The organism is Mycolicibacterium arenosum, assembly GCF_024320865.1.
In the GTDB taxonomy this organism is placed as follows: Bacteria; Actinomycetota; Actinomycetes; order Mycobacteriales; family Mycobacteriaceae; genus Mycobacterium; species Mycobacterium arenosum.
Genome location: NZ_JANDBD010000015.1, coordinates 1 through 14,330, shown reverse-complemented (window position 1 = coordinate 14,330; position 14,330 = coordinate 1). Strand labels below are relative to the sequence as shown.

General features: G+C 67.9%; 16 protein-coding genes. 11 read left to right on the top strand and 5 right to left on the bottom strand.

Annotation, left to right across the window (positions count from 1 at the left end; translation table 11 throughout):
* Positions 1-10 precede the first annotated feature (10 nt).
* Complete coding sequence (locus tag NM203_RS28735; RefSeq protein WP_255064080.1) at positions 11-853, top strand: SDR family oxidoreductase; 843 nt, start codon at positions 11-13, stop codon at positions 851-853.
* An 8-nt stretch (positions 854-861) separates the two neighbouring features.
* Here the strand turns inward: NM203_RS28735 and mntR are convergent, their stop codons facing one another.
* Positions 862-1,572, bottom strand: coding sequence for a manganese-binding transcriptional regulator MntR (gene mntR / locus NM203_RS28730; protein ID WP_255064079.1), 711 nt, complete (start codon positions 1,570-1,572; stop codon positions 862-864).
* 72 nt (positions 1,573-1,644) lie between these two features.
* On the opposite strand from mntR, the gene NM203_RS28725 reads away from it, so the two are divergent.
* The 6 genes from NM203_RS28725 to bla all read left to right on the top strand — a co-directional run bounded on the left by NM203_RS28725 (position 1,645) and on the right by bla (position 8,200).
* The gene (locus tag NM203_RS28725; protein WP_255064077.1) at positions 1,645-2,622 is read left to right on the top strand and encodes a bifunctional riboflavin kinase/FAD synthetase; all 978 of its coding nucleotides are present in this window, start codon (positions 1,645-1,647) and stop codon (positions 2,620-2,622) included.
* Positions 2,623-2,745: 123 nt separating this feature from the next.
* Positions 2,746-3,015 (top strand): 30S ribosomal protein S15, encoded by a 270-nt coding sequence (rpsO, locus tag NM203_RS28720; RefSeq protein WP_255064076.1) that lies wholly within the window; start codon positions 2,746-2,748, stop codon positions 3,013-3,015.
* Between the two features lie 11 nt (positions 3,016-3,026).
* Positions 3,027-3,512 carry an LppU family putative lipoprotein gene (gene lppU / locus NM203_RS28715; RefSeq protein WP_408633433.1) on the top strand — a complete coding sequence of 162 codons (486 nt, stop codon included), beginning with the start codon at positions 3,027-3,029 and terminating at the stop codon, positions 3,510-3,512.
* A 242-nt stretch (positions 3,513-3,754) separates the two neighbouring features.
* Complete coding sequence (locus tag NM203_RS28710) at positions 3,755-6,022, top strand: polyribonucleotide nucleotidyltransferase (RefSeq protein ID WP_255064073.1); 2,268 nt, start codon at positions 3,755-3,757, stop codon at positions 6,020-6,022.
* Entirely contained in the window at positions 6,000-7,301 is a 1,302-nt protein-coding gene (locus tag NM203_RS28705) for a M16 family metallopeptidase (protein ID WP_255064072.1), read from the top strand. Before NM203_RS28710 ends, NM203_RS28705 begins: the two co-directional genes overlap by 23 nt.
* Positions 7,298-8,200: a class A beta-lactamase gene (gene bla / locus NM203_RS28700; protein WP_255064307.1), complete on the top strand. Its 903-nt coding sequence runs from the start codon at positions 7,298-7,300 to the stop codon at positions 8,198-8,200. Before NM203_RS28705 ends, bla begins: the two co-directional genes overlap by 4 nt.
* On the opposite strand, the gene NM203_RS28695 is transcribed toward bla, so the two are convergent.
* Entirely contained in the window at positions 8,197-8,748 is a 552-nt protein-coding gene (locus NM203_RS28695; protein ID WP_255064070.1) for a DUF4334 domain-containing protein, read from the bottom strand. The two genes, bla and NM203_RS28695, sit on opposite strands and share 4 nt — an antisense overlap.
* Positions 8,749-8,800: 52 nt before the next feature.
* Between NM203_RS28695 and NM203_RS28690 the strand changes: the two genes are divergently transcribed.
* Positions 8,801-9,190, top strand: coding sequence for a YchJ family protein (locus NM203_RS28690; RefSeq protein WP_255064069.1), 390 nt, complete (start codon positions 8,801-8,803; stop codon positions 9,188-9,190).
* Positions 9,191-9,194: 4 nt separating this feature from the next.
* On the opposite strand, the gene ald is transcribed toward NM203_RS28690, so the two are convergent.
* On the bottom strand, positions 9,195-10,310 hold the full coding sequence (ald, locus tag NM203_RS28685; RefSeq protein WP_255064068.1) for an alanine dehydrogenase: 1,116 nt from the start codon (positions 10,308-10,310) through the stop codon (positions 9,195-9,197).
* A gap of 94 nt (positions 10,311-10,404) precedes the next feature.
* Between ald and NM203_RS28680 the strand changes: the two genes are divergently transcribed.
* Both NM203_RS28680 and NM203_RS28675 read left to right on the top strand, forming a co-directional pair.
* Complete coding sequence (locus NM203_RS28680) at positions 10,405-10,920, top strand: HTH-type transcriptional regulator AldR (RefSeq protein WP_255064067.1); 516 nt, start codon at positions 10,405-10,407, stop codon at positions 10,918-10,920.
* The gene (locus NM203_RS28675; protein WP_255064065.1) at positions 10,917-11,687 is read left to right on the top strand and encodes a hypothetical protein; all 771 of its coding nucleotides are present in this window, start codon (positions 10,917-10,919) and stop codon (positions 11,685-11,687) included. The genes NM203_RS28680 and NM203_RS28675 overlap by 4 nt, the downstream gene beginning before the upstream one ends.
* On the opposite strand, the gene NM203_RS28670 is transcribed toward NM203_RS28675, so the two are convergent.
* Positions 11,665-12,225, bottom strand: coding sequence for a TetR family transcriptional regulator (locus NM203_RS28670; protein ID WP_255064064.1), 561 nt, complete (start codon positions 12,223-12,225; stop codon positions 11,665-11,667). The two genes, NM203_RS28675 and NM203_RS28670, sit on opposite strands and share 23 nt — an antisense overlap.
* 87 nt (positions 12,226-12,312) lie before the next feature.
* On the opposite strand from NM203_RS28670, the gene NM203_RS28665 reads away from it, so the two are divergent.
* Entirely contained in the window at positions 12,313-13,218 is a 906-nt protein-coding gene (locus NM203_RS28665; RefSeq protein WP_255064063.1) for an SDR family oxidoreductase, read from the top strand.
* Here the strand turns inward: NM203_RS28665 and NM203_RS28660 are convergent.
* On the bottom strand, positions 13,215-14,117 hold the full coding sequence (locus NM203_RS28660) for an NAD-dependent epimerase/dehydratase family protein (protein ID WP_255064062.1): 903 nt from the start codon (positions 14,115-14,117) through the stop codon (positions 13,215-13,217). The genes NM203_RS28665 and NM203_RS28660 overlap by 4 nt on opposite strands.
* Positions 14,118-14,330 lie beyond the last annotated feature (213 nt).

Here is a 14,330-nt window from a genome sequence, read left to right as displayed (position 1 = left end):
GAGCTGACCGATGACGAGGGTGAAGAAGGTGCTGCGGGACAAGGTCGTGGTCGTCACGGGTGGGGCTCGCGGAATCGGCCGGGCCACCGGACTGGCTTTCCTACGGGCCGGTGCCAAGGTGGCACTCGGTGACGTCGACTCCGCGCACGTGCAGCGGACCGCAGCAGAACTTGCCGCGTTGACCGGCGGCCAGGTGTGCGGTCTAGCGCTCGACGTCACTAGCCGGTTGAGCTTCGCCGCCTTCCTCGCAGAAGCCGAAAGTCATTGGGGTCCAGCTGACGTCGTGATCAACAACGCGGGAATCATGCCGACCGGACTGTTCGTCGATGAAGACGACGCGATGACCGATCGGATGCTGGACATCAACCTGCGCGGTGTCATCTTCGGGTCGAAGCTCGCAGTGGATCGCTTCGCGGAACGCGGTGGTCACATCGTCAACATCGCCTCACTGGCGGCGGTGAGCGCGTATCCGGGCGTGGCGACCTACTGCGCCACGAAGCACGCGGTGCTCGGCTTCACCGAGGCCCTGCAGCGCGAGCTCCCGGAGATTGGCGTCACGTTGGTGCTGCCGGGTGTGGTGCGCACTGAACTCTCTGCAGGTAACGCCTTGCCGGGCTGGGCTCGCCCGCTTGCCGAAGTCGACGCCGAGGATGTCGCGGATGCCATCGTGGCTGCGGTTCGGGATGGGCGCCGCAAGGTGGCGGTGCCGAAGGCACTCGGGGTGGTGCTGACGGTGCTGCCGGGGCGCGCCCGGCTGCGGCTCGAGCGGATGGCGCACTTCGATACCGCCTTCACCGACGTCGATCCGCAGGCTCGCGAGCGGTACCACCTGCGGATCGCCGCACGCGGGTGAACCGCCTGCTAAGCGACGACCCAGATCGCTTGGGCCGCAGGGCTTCCCAGGTCAACGGTGGAAGCCGTGACGTCGTCGTCCGCGGTGTTCCCCGGATTCTCCACCGACACGGTGATCATCCCGGCGAAGTCGCGGCGGGCCAGCACCCGCACCCGCGAGTCCAGATTGATCCCGACGCTGTCGAAGTAGCGCAGCATCTCGGGGTCGGCGTCGGAGATGCGGGCGACGGTGCCCGTCTCGCCGTCCACGCACACCGACAGCTGGCGCGCGGGGGGAGTGGGAACGCGCCCGTCGGACGCCGGAATCGGATCGCCGTGCGGGTCGCGGGTCGGGTAGCCGAGTTTCGCGTCGATGCGATCGAGCATCGTGTCGGACACCGCGTGCTCTAGTACCTCCGCCTCGTCGTGCACCTCGTCCCAGCCGTATCCGAGTTCGTTGACGAGGAACGTCTCCATCAGACGGTGCCTGCGCACCATGGCCAGCGCGGCGAGGCGCCCCGCCTCGGTCAGGGTCACCGCACCGTACTTCTCGTGGTCGACGAGCCCCTGGTCGGCGAGCTTGCGGATGGATTCCGAGGCCGTACTGGCCGACACTCCCAGGCGCTCGGCGAGCATCTTGGTGCTGACCTTCTCGGGCCCCCATTCCTGCGCCGTCCAGATCACCTTGAGATAGTCCTGCGCCACCGTGGAGAGGTCGCGGGGGTAACCGTCAGGACTCACGGGCAATAAGTTTAGGCAATCATCACCTGATCTGGGGATCTCGTGCGGCCCGTCGCGCCGTAGGCTTGCGGCGTGGAGCGTTGGCGCGGCCAGGATGAGATCCCCACGGACTGGGGACGGTGCGTCGTCACCATCGGTGTGTTCGACGGTGTGCACCGTGGGCACGCCGAGTTGATCAACCACGCGGTCAAGTCCGGTAGGTCGCGCGGCATCCCCACCGTGCTGATGACGTTCGACCCCCACCCCATGGAGGTCGTCTATCCCGGTAGTCACCCCGCCCAGCTCACGACGCTGACCCGACGCGCCGAACTGGCCGAGGAACTCGGCGTCGACGTGTTCCTGGTGATGCCGTTCACCACCGACTTCATGAAGCTCACCCCGGAGCGCTACATCCACGAACTGCTGGTCGAGCGTCTGCACGTGGTCGAGGTGGTCGTGGGGGAGAACTTCACGTTCGGCAAGAAGGCCGGGGGCAACGTCGGGATGCTCCGCAAGGCGGGTGAGCGCCTCGGCTTCGCCGTCGAGAGCATGTCGCTGGTCGCCGAACACCATCAGGACGAGACCGTCACCTTCTCCTCGACCTACATCCGGTCGTGTGTGGACGCGGGTGACATGGTCGCCGCCACCGAGGCGCTCGGCCGCCCGCACCGCGTCGAGGGCGTCGTCGTACGCGGCGACGGCCGTGGCAAGGGCCTCGGCTTTCCCACCGCCAACGTGGCGCCCCCGATGCACTCCGCGATCCCCGCTGACGGTGTGTACGCCGCGTGGTTCACCGTGCTGGGGCACGGACCCGTGATGGGCACGGTGACGCCCGGTGAGCGCTACCAGGCCGCGGTGTCGGTCGGCACCAACCCCACGTTCTCCGGCCGCACCCGCACCGTCGAGGCGTTCGTCCTGGACACCGACGCCGACCTCTACGGCCAGCACGTCGCCGTAGACTTCGTCGCCAGAATCCGCGGGCAGGAGCGGTTCGACTCGATCGACGACCTCGTCGTCGCGATGAAGGGCGACACCTCACGCGCCCGCACGATTCTGTCCGCGCACTCCTGAAGCTGGATTCGCGGCTCCGCCCCGGCCGCTGTTAGAATCGCCGCCGACCACGCACGTGCTGCAGTTCGCGGCGGCCGTGCACTCGAATTCATCCTCGCGGACTGAGATAGATGGAGTTGTTACATGTCGCTGACCACTGCGCAGAAAAAGGAGATCCTGGGCTCGTACGGCCTGCACGACACCGACACCGGTTCGCCTGAAGCCCAGGTCGCGCTGCTGTCGAAGCGGATCTCCGACCTGACCGAGCACCTCAAGGTGCACCGCCACGACCACCACTCGCGTCGTGGCCTGCTGCTGCTGGTCGGCCGTCGCCGCCGGCTGCTCAAGTACTTGGAGAAGATCGACGTCGAGCGTTACCGCTCGCTGATCGGTCGTCTCGGCCTCCGTCGCTGACGACGCACCGCGTGAGAGCGCGCGCGGCCCTCTCGGCCGTGATCCTCGCCCTCGGTGTGACCGGGTGCTCGTCCGCTGCGGCCGCCGATCTCCAGATGGGTGACTGTCTGAAGATCGGTGGCACACCGGAGCGCCCCGAAGCCATCAAGGCGCAGTGCGGCAGCCCGGACTCGAACTTCAAGGTCATCAGCACCGTCGAGAAAAGCGACCAGTGCCCGACCGACGTCGACTCCTACTACTCGACGCACAGCACGTTCAACGACGAGTCCACCACGGTGTGCATGGACATCGACTGGGTGGTCGGTGGCTGCATGAGCATCGATCCCGACAACGATCGTGACCCGGTGCGGGTGGACTGCAACGACGCCTCGGCGTCCGACAAGCAGCGTGCCACCCAGATCCTGCAGGACGTGTCGAACGCCGACCAGTGCGCCAGCGGGATCGGCTACCCCTACGACGAACGCCAGTTCACGGTGTGCGTCGAGGACGTGGCATGACCGCCCTGTAGCATGAATCTGTTTTGAGCCGTATCGGCTTGAACATCAGGTGCGATTCGCGCACGACCGCGCGACCGTTCCAGCGCGTCACCTCGAGCACCCGCTCTCGCATGGGCGGTCCTCGGTAGTGGCGGCCGGTGATTCCACCGACCGCTTCGATCGATGGCCGTCAGGATTTCCGGGTTCTCGCGTGGCGACGCGAAACAGTTGAAGACGAGAACCAAAGAGGATCTGACACATTTATGTCCGCAACACGCAATGACGACGGTGCCTTCGAAGCGACCGCCGTCATCGACAACGGGAGCTACGGCACCCGCACCATCCGATTCGAGTCCGGCAGGTTGGCCCAGCAGGCCGCCGGTTCGGTCGTCGCCTACCTCGACGACGAGACCATGCTGCTGTCGGCCACGTCGGCGAGCAAGAACCCGAAGGACCACTTCGACTTCTTCCCTCTGACGATCGACGTCGAGGAGCGCATGTACGCAGCGGGCCGCATTCCCGGCTCGTTCTTCCGGCGCGAGGGCCGTCCCTCGACCGACGCGATCCTGACCTGTCGCCTGATCGACCGGCCGCTTCGCCCGACGTTCGTCTCGGGCCTGCGCAACGAGATCCAGGTCGTCGTCACCGTCATGAGCCTTGATCCCAAGGATCTGTACGACGTCGTCGCGATCAACGCCGCGTCGGCGTCCACCCAGATCGCCGGGCTGCCGTTCTCCGGTCCCGTCGGCGGCGTGCGCGTCGCACTCATCGACGGCCAGTGGGTCGCGTTCCCGACCGTCGAGCAGCTCGAGGGCGCCGTCTTCGACATGGTCGTGGCGGGCCGGGTGACCGCTGACGGCGACGTCGCGATCATGATGGTCGAGGCCGAGGCCACCGATAACGTCATCGACCTCATCGCCGGTGGCGCCAGCGCGCCCACCGAGACCGTCGTGGCCGAGGGCCTCGAGGCCGCCAAGCCGTTCATCTCGGTGCTGTGCCGGGCCCAGCAGGAACTGGCCGACGCGGTGGGCAAGGAGACCGCGGAGTACCCGCTGTTCCCCGACTACCAGGACGACGTCTTCTACTCGGTGTCCGCCGTCGCCACCGACGAGCTCAGCAAGGCGCTCACCATCGCGGGCAAGCAGGAGCGTGAAGAGCGCACCGACGAGATCAAGGTCGAGGTCCTCGACCGCCTCGCCGAGACCTACGCGGGCCGCGAGAAGGAGATCGGCGCGGCGTTCCGGTCGCTGACGAAGAAACTGGTCCGCCAGCGCATCATCACCGACCACTTCCGGATCGACGGCCGCGGCATCACCGACATCCGCGAGCTCAAGGCCGAGACCAACTGGGTGCCCCGCGCCCACGGCAGCGCCCTGTTCGAGCGCGGCGAGACCCAGATCCTGGGTGTCACCACGCTGGACATGGTCAAGATGGCGCAGCAGATCGACTCGCTCGGGCCGGAGACCAGCAAGCGCTACATGCACCACTACAACTTCCCGCCGTACTCGACCGGTGAGACCGGTCGCGTCGGCTCGCCGAAGCGTCGCGAGATCGGCCACGGCGCACTCGCCGAGCGGGCTCTGATGCCCGTGCTGCCGAGCATCGAGGAGTTCCCGTACGCCATCCGCCAGGTGTCGGAGGCGTTGAGCTCCAACGGCTCCACGTCGATGGGCTCGGTCTGCGCGTCGACCCTGTCGCTGCTGAGCGCCGGCGTGCCGCTGAAGGCACCCGTCGCCGGTATCGCCATGGGTCTGGTGTCCGACGAGGTCGACGGCGAAACGCGCTACGTGGCGCTGACCGACATCCTCGGCGCCGAGGACGCGTTCGGTGACATGGACTTCAAGGTCGCCGGCACCAAGGACTTCGTCACCGCCCTGCAGCTCGACACCAAGCTCGACGGCATCCCGTCGCAGGTGCTGGCCGGCGCCCTGGCGCAGGCCAAGGACGCACGGACCACCATCCTCGAGGTCATGGCCGAGGCCATCGACGAGCCCGATGAGATGAGCCCGTACGCGCCGCGCATCACCACGATCAAGGTGCCGATCGACAAGATCGGCGAGGTCATCGGGCCCAAGGGCAAGATGATCAACTCGATCACCGAGCAGACCGGCGCCTCGATCTCGATCGAGGACGACGGCACGGTGTTCGTCGGCGCCTCCAACGGCGAGTCGGCGCAGGCGGCGATCGATCTGATCAACGCGATCGCCAACCCGCAGCTGCCCAAGATCGGTGAGCGGTTCCTCGGCACGGTGGTGAAGACCACCGACTTCGGAGCCTTCGTGTCGCTGCTGCCCGGACGTGACGGGCTGGTGCACATCAGCAAGCTGGGCCGCGGCAAGCGCATCGCCAAGGTCGAGGACGTCGTCAAGGTCGGCGACAAGCTCCGGGTGGAGATCGCCGACATCGACAACCGCGGCAAGATCTCGCTGATCCTGGTAGCCGAGGAGGAGTCCGCAGAGGCTGCGGCACCTGCCGACGCCCCGACGGAAACGGACGCAGCGCCCGCAGATGCCGCGCCGGCCAACACCTAATCCGGTTCGGCGCACCACCCTTCCAGGTGGGCTACGCGTCATCACCGAGTACGTGCCGTCGGTGCGCTCGGCATCGGTGGGAGTGTGGGTGGGCGTCGGCTCGCGGGACGAGGGTCCCAGCGTCGCCGGCGCCGCCCACTTCCTCGAACACCTGCTGTTCAAGTCGACGCCGACCCGCTCCGCGGTGCAGATCGCGCAGTCGGTAGACGCCGTGGGCGGTGAGCTCAACGCGTTCACCTCGCGCGAGCACACCTGCTACTACGCGCACGTGCTGGACACCGATCTCGAGTTGGCAGTCGATCTGGTGGCGGACGTCGTCCTGCGGGGCCGGTGCGCGGTCGAGGACGTCGAAGTCGAGCGCGACGTCGTGCTCGAGGAGATCGCGATGCGCGACGACGATCCCGAGGACACGCTCGGTGACGTGTTCCTGTCGGCGATGTTCGGCGAACATCCGGTCGGCAGGCCGGTGATCGGCAGTGTCGAGTCGATTTCGTCGATGACGCGGTCGCAGCTGCACTCGTTCCACACCAGGCGCTACACGCCCGAGCGAATGGTGGTCGCGGTGGCGGGAAACATCGATCACGACCGGGTGATCGCCTTGGTGCGAGAGCATTTCGGCCCGCGGCTGGTCAACGGTCGCGAGCCGGTGCGCCCGCGTAAGGGTAACGGCCGGGTGCCAGGCCAGCCGTCGCTGCAGCTGGTGAACCGCGACGGCGAACAGACGCACGTGTTCATGGGGGTCCGGACTCCGGGGCGGCACTGGGAGCACCGCTGGGCGCTGTCGGTGCTCAACGGAGCCCTCGGTGGTGGCCTGAGTTCCCGGCTGTTCCAACAGATTCGCGAGACCCGCGGCCTGGCCTACTCGGTGTACTCGACCATCGACACGTTCGCCGATTCGGGCGCGCTGTCGGTCTACGCGGCCTGTCTGCCGGAGCGCTTCGACGAGGTCGTTCGGGTGACGACCGACGTGCTGGCGGACGTCGCGCGCGACGGCATCACGGAGGCCGAATGTCGAATCGCCAAGGGGGCGTTGCGCGGTGGCCTGGTGCTCGGCCTTGAGGACTCGGGGTCGCGGATGCATCGCATCGGCCGCAACGAGTTGGACTTCGGCGAGCACCGCAGTGTGACGACCAGTCTCGAGCGCATCGACGCCGTGACGGTCGACGAGGTGAACGCGGTGGCGCGTCAACTGCTCGCGCGGCCGTTCGGCGCAGCCGTTCTCGGACCGCACCGATCGAAGCGCTCGCTGCCCAAGCCGCTGCGAGCGCTGGCGGGCTGATGGACGTCTCGCGGCGCCGCCTTCTCATCGGTGGGGGCACGCTGGTTGTCCTGACGGCGTGCTCCCCGCAACCGTCGGAGCCGTCGGCGTCGGATCCGGCTGAGCCGCTTCCCCCGTTCGCCGAACGCATCGACGCACTGGAGAAGCGGCACAACGCCTATGTCGGGGTGTTCGCCGCCGACGTCGACTCGGATCGATTCGTCGAACACCGCGCCAACGACCCGTTCGCCATGTGTTCGACGTTCAAGGCGTACGCCGCCGCGCGCGTGCTGCAGAAGGCGACGGCTGGCGAACTGAACCTGACCGACGCGGTGAGCATCGAACCCGTTGACATCAAGCCCAATTCGCCCGTCACCGAGACCAGGGTCGGACAGAACATGACCATCGCCGAGTTATGCGAGGCGGCGTTGACCCGCAGCGACAACGCGGCGGGCAACTGGCTGCTGCGGATCATCGGCGGGCCGTCGCGCATCACCGATTTCGCGCGCACCATCGGCGACGACAGGACCCGGCTGGATCGCTGGGAGATCGAGTTGAACTCCGCGATCCCCGGCGATCCGCGCGACAGCAGCACGCCGCGTGCGCTCGGTTCCGGATACCGGAGTCTGCTCGTCGGCGAGGCCCTCGGCGGTCAGCGGCGACAACTCGAGGACTGGATGCGCGCGAATCAGACGTCGAGCATGCGGGCCGGCCTGCCTCCCGGCTGGACCAGCGCGGACAAGACCGGCAGCGGCGACTACGGCAGCACCAACGACGTCGGTGTGGTCTACGGCCCGCAGGGGCAGCGAATCCTGTTGGCGTTCATGACCCGTTCGCGCACCGACGATCCGAAGGCGGAGAACCTGCGGCCGCTGATCGGTGAGCTCGCGACCCTCGTGCTGCCCTACGTCAGCGGCTAACGGACCGGCAGCGAGTCGTCGCGTCTCAGGACGAAGAAGTACGGCGCCTTCGAGCCGCGCAGGTCCATCGCGCCGAGCACGGTGGCGTCGTCGAGCCTGCGGAAGACGTCGTTGATGGGCAGTTGGTCGTAGATCATCGTCGCGGTGTCGACGCCGCGGTAGCGCGTCGTGCGCAGTCGTGCCTTGGGTGCCCGGGTCTGCAGGGCGGGCCGTGCGGCCGAGATCGCCCCACGGTAGTCGCGTCCGCGCAGACCGGGCAGCTTGGTCACCACTCCGAGGCCGCTGAACGCGAGCAGGGGGTTCAACGCCCATAGTGCGCCGTCGCCGGTGGGGAACAGCAGTGGGTGCACGGTCTCGGCGTCCACGAACTGCTTGCCCCACCACCCGCTCGCCGCCAGCAGACCGTCCAACGGATGGCCGGTGGGCAGTTCGGCGCCATGCCAGGTACCGATCATCGCGTCGGCCTCGACCGCTGGGGCCGCGTCGAACAGGGTCAGGGCGTCGGCGGTGTCTGTCGGCGCATTCGGCAGAACGTCGGAGAGCAACATGCCGACACCATACTTGACAGGTGTCAAGAACCGCACGAGGGAGACTCGACGAATGCGCCCCGATGAGCCCTGTCCCTGCGGCACCGGCGACCAGTACCAACGCTGCTGTCTGCCCCTCCACGTCGGCGAACGGCACGCCGAGACCGCCGAGGAGTTGATGAGGTCGCGTTACAGCGCCTACGCGGCTGAGCGGTCGGACTACATCTGGGCGACCTGGCACCCGCGCACGCGGTCGGCCGAACCGGTGTCGGGCAGCGGTCCGGAGTGGTTCGGGCTGGAGATCATCGACGTCGTCGACGGCCAGCCCGGAGACGACACGGGGGAGGTCGAGTTTCGCGCCTACTACCGGGAGAACCAACGAACCGGGACGCTTCACGAGCGGTCCCGGTTCGCTGTGCGAGCCCGTCGCTGGTTCTACCTGGACGGGGAGGCTTTCGGTTAGGCGATCAGGCCAGCACGCTCGCCGGATCGGTGAACGGCAGGCCCAGGTCGGCCGCGACCTGCTCGGAGAGCAGCGCGCCGTCGTGGGTCGAGAGGCCCTTCGCCAGTGCGGCGTCGGCCGTGCACGCGGCCTGCCAGCCCTTGTCGGCCAGTTTCAGCACGTACGGCATCGTCGCGTTGGTCAGCGCGTAGGTCGACGTGCGCGGGACGGCGCCCGGCATGTTGGCCACGCAGTAGAACAGCGTGTCGTGCACCGCGAACGTGGGATCGTCGTGGGTGGTGGGCCGGGAGTCCTCGAAGCAACCACCCTGGTCGATCGCGATGTCGACCAGCACCGAGCCCGACTTCATGTGCGCGACAGTCGCGTTCGTGACGAGCTTGGGGGCCTTCGCGCCGGGCACCAGGACGGCGCCGATCACCAGGTCGGCCTGCTTCACGGCGTCCTCGAGGTCGAGGCGCGAGGAGTAGCGCGTCTCGATGCTGCCGCCGTACTCGGCGTCGATCTTGCGCAGCGTGTTGATGTTCAGGTCGAAGACGGTGACGCGTGCGCCCATGCCCTTCGCGACGGCGGCGGCGTTGTCGCCCGCCATGCCGCCGCCGATGACGACGACGTTGGCGGGGGCGACGCCGGGGACGCCGCCCATGAGCACGCCGCGTCCGCCGTGGGTGCGCATCAGGTGGTACGCGCCGACCTGCGCGGCCAGTCGGCCGGCCACCTCGCTCATCGGGGCGAGCAGTGGCAGCGCGCCGTCGGCGGTCTGCACGGTCTCGTACGCGATCGACGTGGTGCCCGACGCCATCAGCGCGTCGGTGCAGGGCTTAGAGGCGGCCAAGTGCAGGTAGGTGAACAGCGTCTGCCCCTTGCGCATCCGGCCGTACTCGGCTTCGATGGGCTCCTTGACCTTCAGCAGCAGATCCGCTTCGGCCCACACCTCGTCGGCCGTGTTGGTGATCTGTGCGCCAACGGCTTTGAAGTCGGTATCGCTGATCGCCGAGCCCTCGCCGGCGCCGGCTTGAACGAGCACCTCGTGTCCACGGTGCGTCAGCTCGGCCACGCCCGCAGGGGTGATGGCGACGCGGTATTCGTTGTTCTTGATCTCAGTCGGGATTCCGACGCGCATTTCAGCTCCTCGATTGGCGATGCGTTACCCAGAATTGTGAAGAAGCTTCGGCACTTTCTCAATTAGTACGACGAAGATTCGGTAAAGTCGTGTCATGACGTCAAGATCATCGGAAATCGTCGTCAACGCGCCGGTGTCGCCGAAGAATGTTCGGGCCGCGGCGCTCGACGATATCGACCGGCGCATTCTGACCGCCCTGCACACCGACGCCCGGATGCCGAACAGCGCGCTGGCCGACCTCGTCGGCATCGCCGCGTCGACGTGCCACGGGCGGGTGCGGCGGCTCCAGGACCTCGGGGTGATCCGGGGGTTCTACGCGGATATCGATCCCGCGGCGCTCGGGCTGTCGCTGCAGGCCATGATCTCGGTGAGCCTGCAGTCGAACGCGCGCGGGAAGATCGACAGCTTCATCCAGCACATCCGCCGTCGCCCCCAGGTGATGGAGGTGTACTTCCTCGCGGGCGCCGACGACTTCATCCTGCACGTGGCCGCGCGGGACACCGACGATCTGAGGTCGTTCGTGGTACAGAACCTCAACGCCGACGCCGACGTCGCGGGTACGCAGACGTCGCTGATCTTCGAGCACCTGCGCGGAGCGTCGCCGCTATGACGCTGCAGGCCGATCTCGACACGCTGTACGGTGTCGTGCCCGAGGAGTTCACCGCGCTGCGCACACAATTGGTGACCGCCGCCAAGAAGCGCGGAGATTCGGACGCGGCCAAGGAGATCGCACACGCGCGGCGCCCGACGGCCGCGGCGTGGGTGGTCAACAACCTCGTCCGCACGGATTCGACGGCGAGGACCCGGTTGACGGAGATGACCTCGGAGCTTCGGGCCGCGCATTCCGCGATGGACGGCGCACGCATTCGCGAGCTGACGACGCTGCAGCGTCGACTGGTGACGGATCTGGTTCGTGCCGCGTTCGCGGCCGCGGCACTCGCCGATCCGAGTGCGGCACTGCGCGGCGACGTCACGGAGACGTTGCAGGCCGCGATCGCCGATCCGGAGGTGGCGGCTCGGCTGGGGCGGCTGGTCAAGGCCGAACAGTGGTCGGGGTTCGGCGATTTCGGCGCCTCGCTCGCCGACGCGTCGACCGACACCGCACGGCCCGACCTCGTCGCGGAGCCGAAACCTCCGCGGGTGTCGAAGGCCGAACTGCGCTCTGCGGAGAAGCGGCACGCCAACGCCGAGGCGGCGGTGGCGGACGGGACGTCGGTGCTCGCGACGGCCCGCCGCCGGTACGAGAGGCTACTCGAAACGCTCGCCGTCGCCGAGCAGGCCGTGCACGATGCGGAGCAGCAGCTTCAGGACGCGAATAACGAACTCGCGGAGGCGGATTCGGCGTGGGCGGAGCTCAGGGGTGAGTCGCGGACCTGAGGTCGTCGAGCGATGTGCGGATGTGCTCGGCCAGCGAGTCCTCGGCGTCGTCGACCAACCAGCTCTCGAAGGCGACCTTGAACACGGCGATGCCCGCCTCGGCCACCAGGCTGGCCGTCGCGGACGCCACGCCGCGTCTGCGTAACGCGTCGGCCATCGTCGCGGCCAGCGACGCGAGTTTGATGAGTTCGCGTTCCTGCAGTGCGGGATTCGCGTTGATGACCACCTGGCGCTGACGGGCGTGCTGGCGGCGATCGGCGAAGAAGTCCGACGTCGACTCGAGTGCGGCGACCACCGCATCCAGCGGTGCCGTCGATTCCGGTGCGGCATCGACGGCAGCCGCCATGGCGTTGGCGAGCACCTCGCCGCGAAACAGCACCTCGCGCTTGTCGGCGAAGTGCCGGAAGAACGTGCGCTCGGTGAGGCCGGCCCGCGCGGCGATCTCGGCGACCGTCGTTCGATCGAAGCCGTGCTCCAGGTACAGCTCCAGGGCCGCCTGCTCCAGGCGGCCCTGCGCGTCCGGCTCCCAGCGACCCATGCGGGAAGTCTAGGTGATGACAGCAACTGACATCACGCGTAGGGTCGGTGATGTCATCAACTGACATCACCCACGAAGGAGAAGGTCATGCACGTATTCGTCACCGGAGCCAGCGGGCACATCGGGTCGCTGGTGGTCGCCGAACTGCTCGGCGCCGGTCACCGGGTCACCGGTCTGGCGAGGTCGGACGCGTCGGCCGAGGCGTTGCGGGCCGCGGGTGCGGGGGTCCGACAGGGCAGCCTGGAGGATCTCGACGTGCTCGCCGCGGGCGCATCGGATGCGGACGGCGTCATCCACTTGGCGTTCATCCACGACTTCACCGACTACCAGGCCGCCGCGGAGACCGACCTGCGCGCAGTCGAGGCGATGGGGTCCGCGCTGGCTGGCTCGAACAAGCCGTTCGTGAACACGTCCGGCACGGCGATGCTGGCCTTCGGAGGGACCGGCGCGCTGGGCACCGAGGACTCCGCGGTCGATCCGTCCGGGCCGCGGGTCGCATCCGAACTCGCAACCGTCTCGCTGGTCGACCGCGGCGTGCGATCGGCGGTCATCCGCCTGGCCCCGACCGTGCACGGCCCCACCGACCATCACGGTTTCGTCCCGCGACTCGTGGCGAACGCGCGCGAGCGCGGCCGGTCGCTCTACATCGGCGACGGTTCGAACCGGTGGCCCGCGGTGCACAACCTCGATGCGGCGCACCTGTACCGGTTGGCGTTGGAATCGGCTCCCGCGGGGACACGGTTGCACGGAGTCGCAGAGCAGGGGATCGCCTTAAGGGACATCGCTGCGGGGATCGCCGATCAACTCGACGTTCCGGTGCGCAGCGTTACGCCCGAGCAGGCGCTCGACGAGCTCGGCTTCGTGGGTGCCATTGCGGCACTGGACAACCCGACGTCGAGCGAGCGTACTCGGACGCTGCTGGGCTGGGAGCCCACCCATCCGACGCTGCTCGAGGACCTCAAAGCAGGGCTCTACACGGAGGGGGTGTCCTAGCCGCCGACCAACTCGGGATGGAACGTCGTCACCATCCGGCGGATGCCGTCCCGCCAGTCGACGGTGGTCCCGCCGACCAGCTCGTGCATCCGGGTCACGTCGGTGGGGCCGCCGCGCAGGGCCTGGTCGCTCTCCTGGAACTCCGGCTCGCGGCCCACCAACTCGCCGATGTAGGAACACCAATCCTGCAGGCTCACAGTCTGATCGCCACACCAGTTCACCGTCGTCGCCGGGACCGAGGCGGCGTCGAGCATCCTCGGCAGAGTGGCGATCACGTCGTCCTCGTGAATGGGGTTGTAGCGGGCGGGTCCGCCGGGCGGGACCGGAATCGGCATGCCCGCGAGCATCATCTCCATCTGGTAGAACGGCCACCCGCCGTTGTCGCCGTACGGCACGTTGAGCCGGGCGATGATCGTCGGAACACCGAGGGCGCGCGCCATCGTCCGTGCGACCACTTCGCCGGCGATCTTCGAGATCGAGTACGTGGGGAACAGGGACTTGTGGTTGTCACCGAGGGCGGTGTCCTCGGTGCGTGGTTCGTCATCGGGCGGGTCGTACACGGCGGCCGACGAACAGTGCAGGAAGGCCCGTGCATCGGCGCAGTGGGCCATCAACAGGCCCACCGACTCCGCGTTGGCCGCGAGGTCCTTGTGCCAGCGGCCGCTCTTGGCCACCGCGAGGTTCAGCACGTAGTCGAAATCGGACGGGAGCGCCGTGAAGTCGCCGCTTGCGAGATTAACGGTCTCGCAACGGATTCCGGCGGACTCGAGGTCGGCCCGAGCCGTCGGGTCGCTGAACCGGGCGATACCCCACACCTCGTTGTCGGCGGCCAGCGCCTTGGCGAGGGGTGCGGCCACCTGGCCGGTCGGTCCGGTGATGAGGATCTTGAAGCCGCGCATCTGCCCGATGCTAGGCGGAGCCCCGCCGCGGCAACGACGAAACGGCGCCCCCACCGAAATCGGTGGGGGCGCCGCATCGGGCTCGACCTGGGCTAGGTGTACTGACCACGGACGTTGGTGACGGCGTGGTGAGGTGACAAGACGAAGACCTCCGGGTGAAGTGCGAGCTGTCTAGGAACGCACCAACTCACCTCGGAGGTCTTCGTGGTTCAC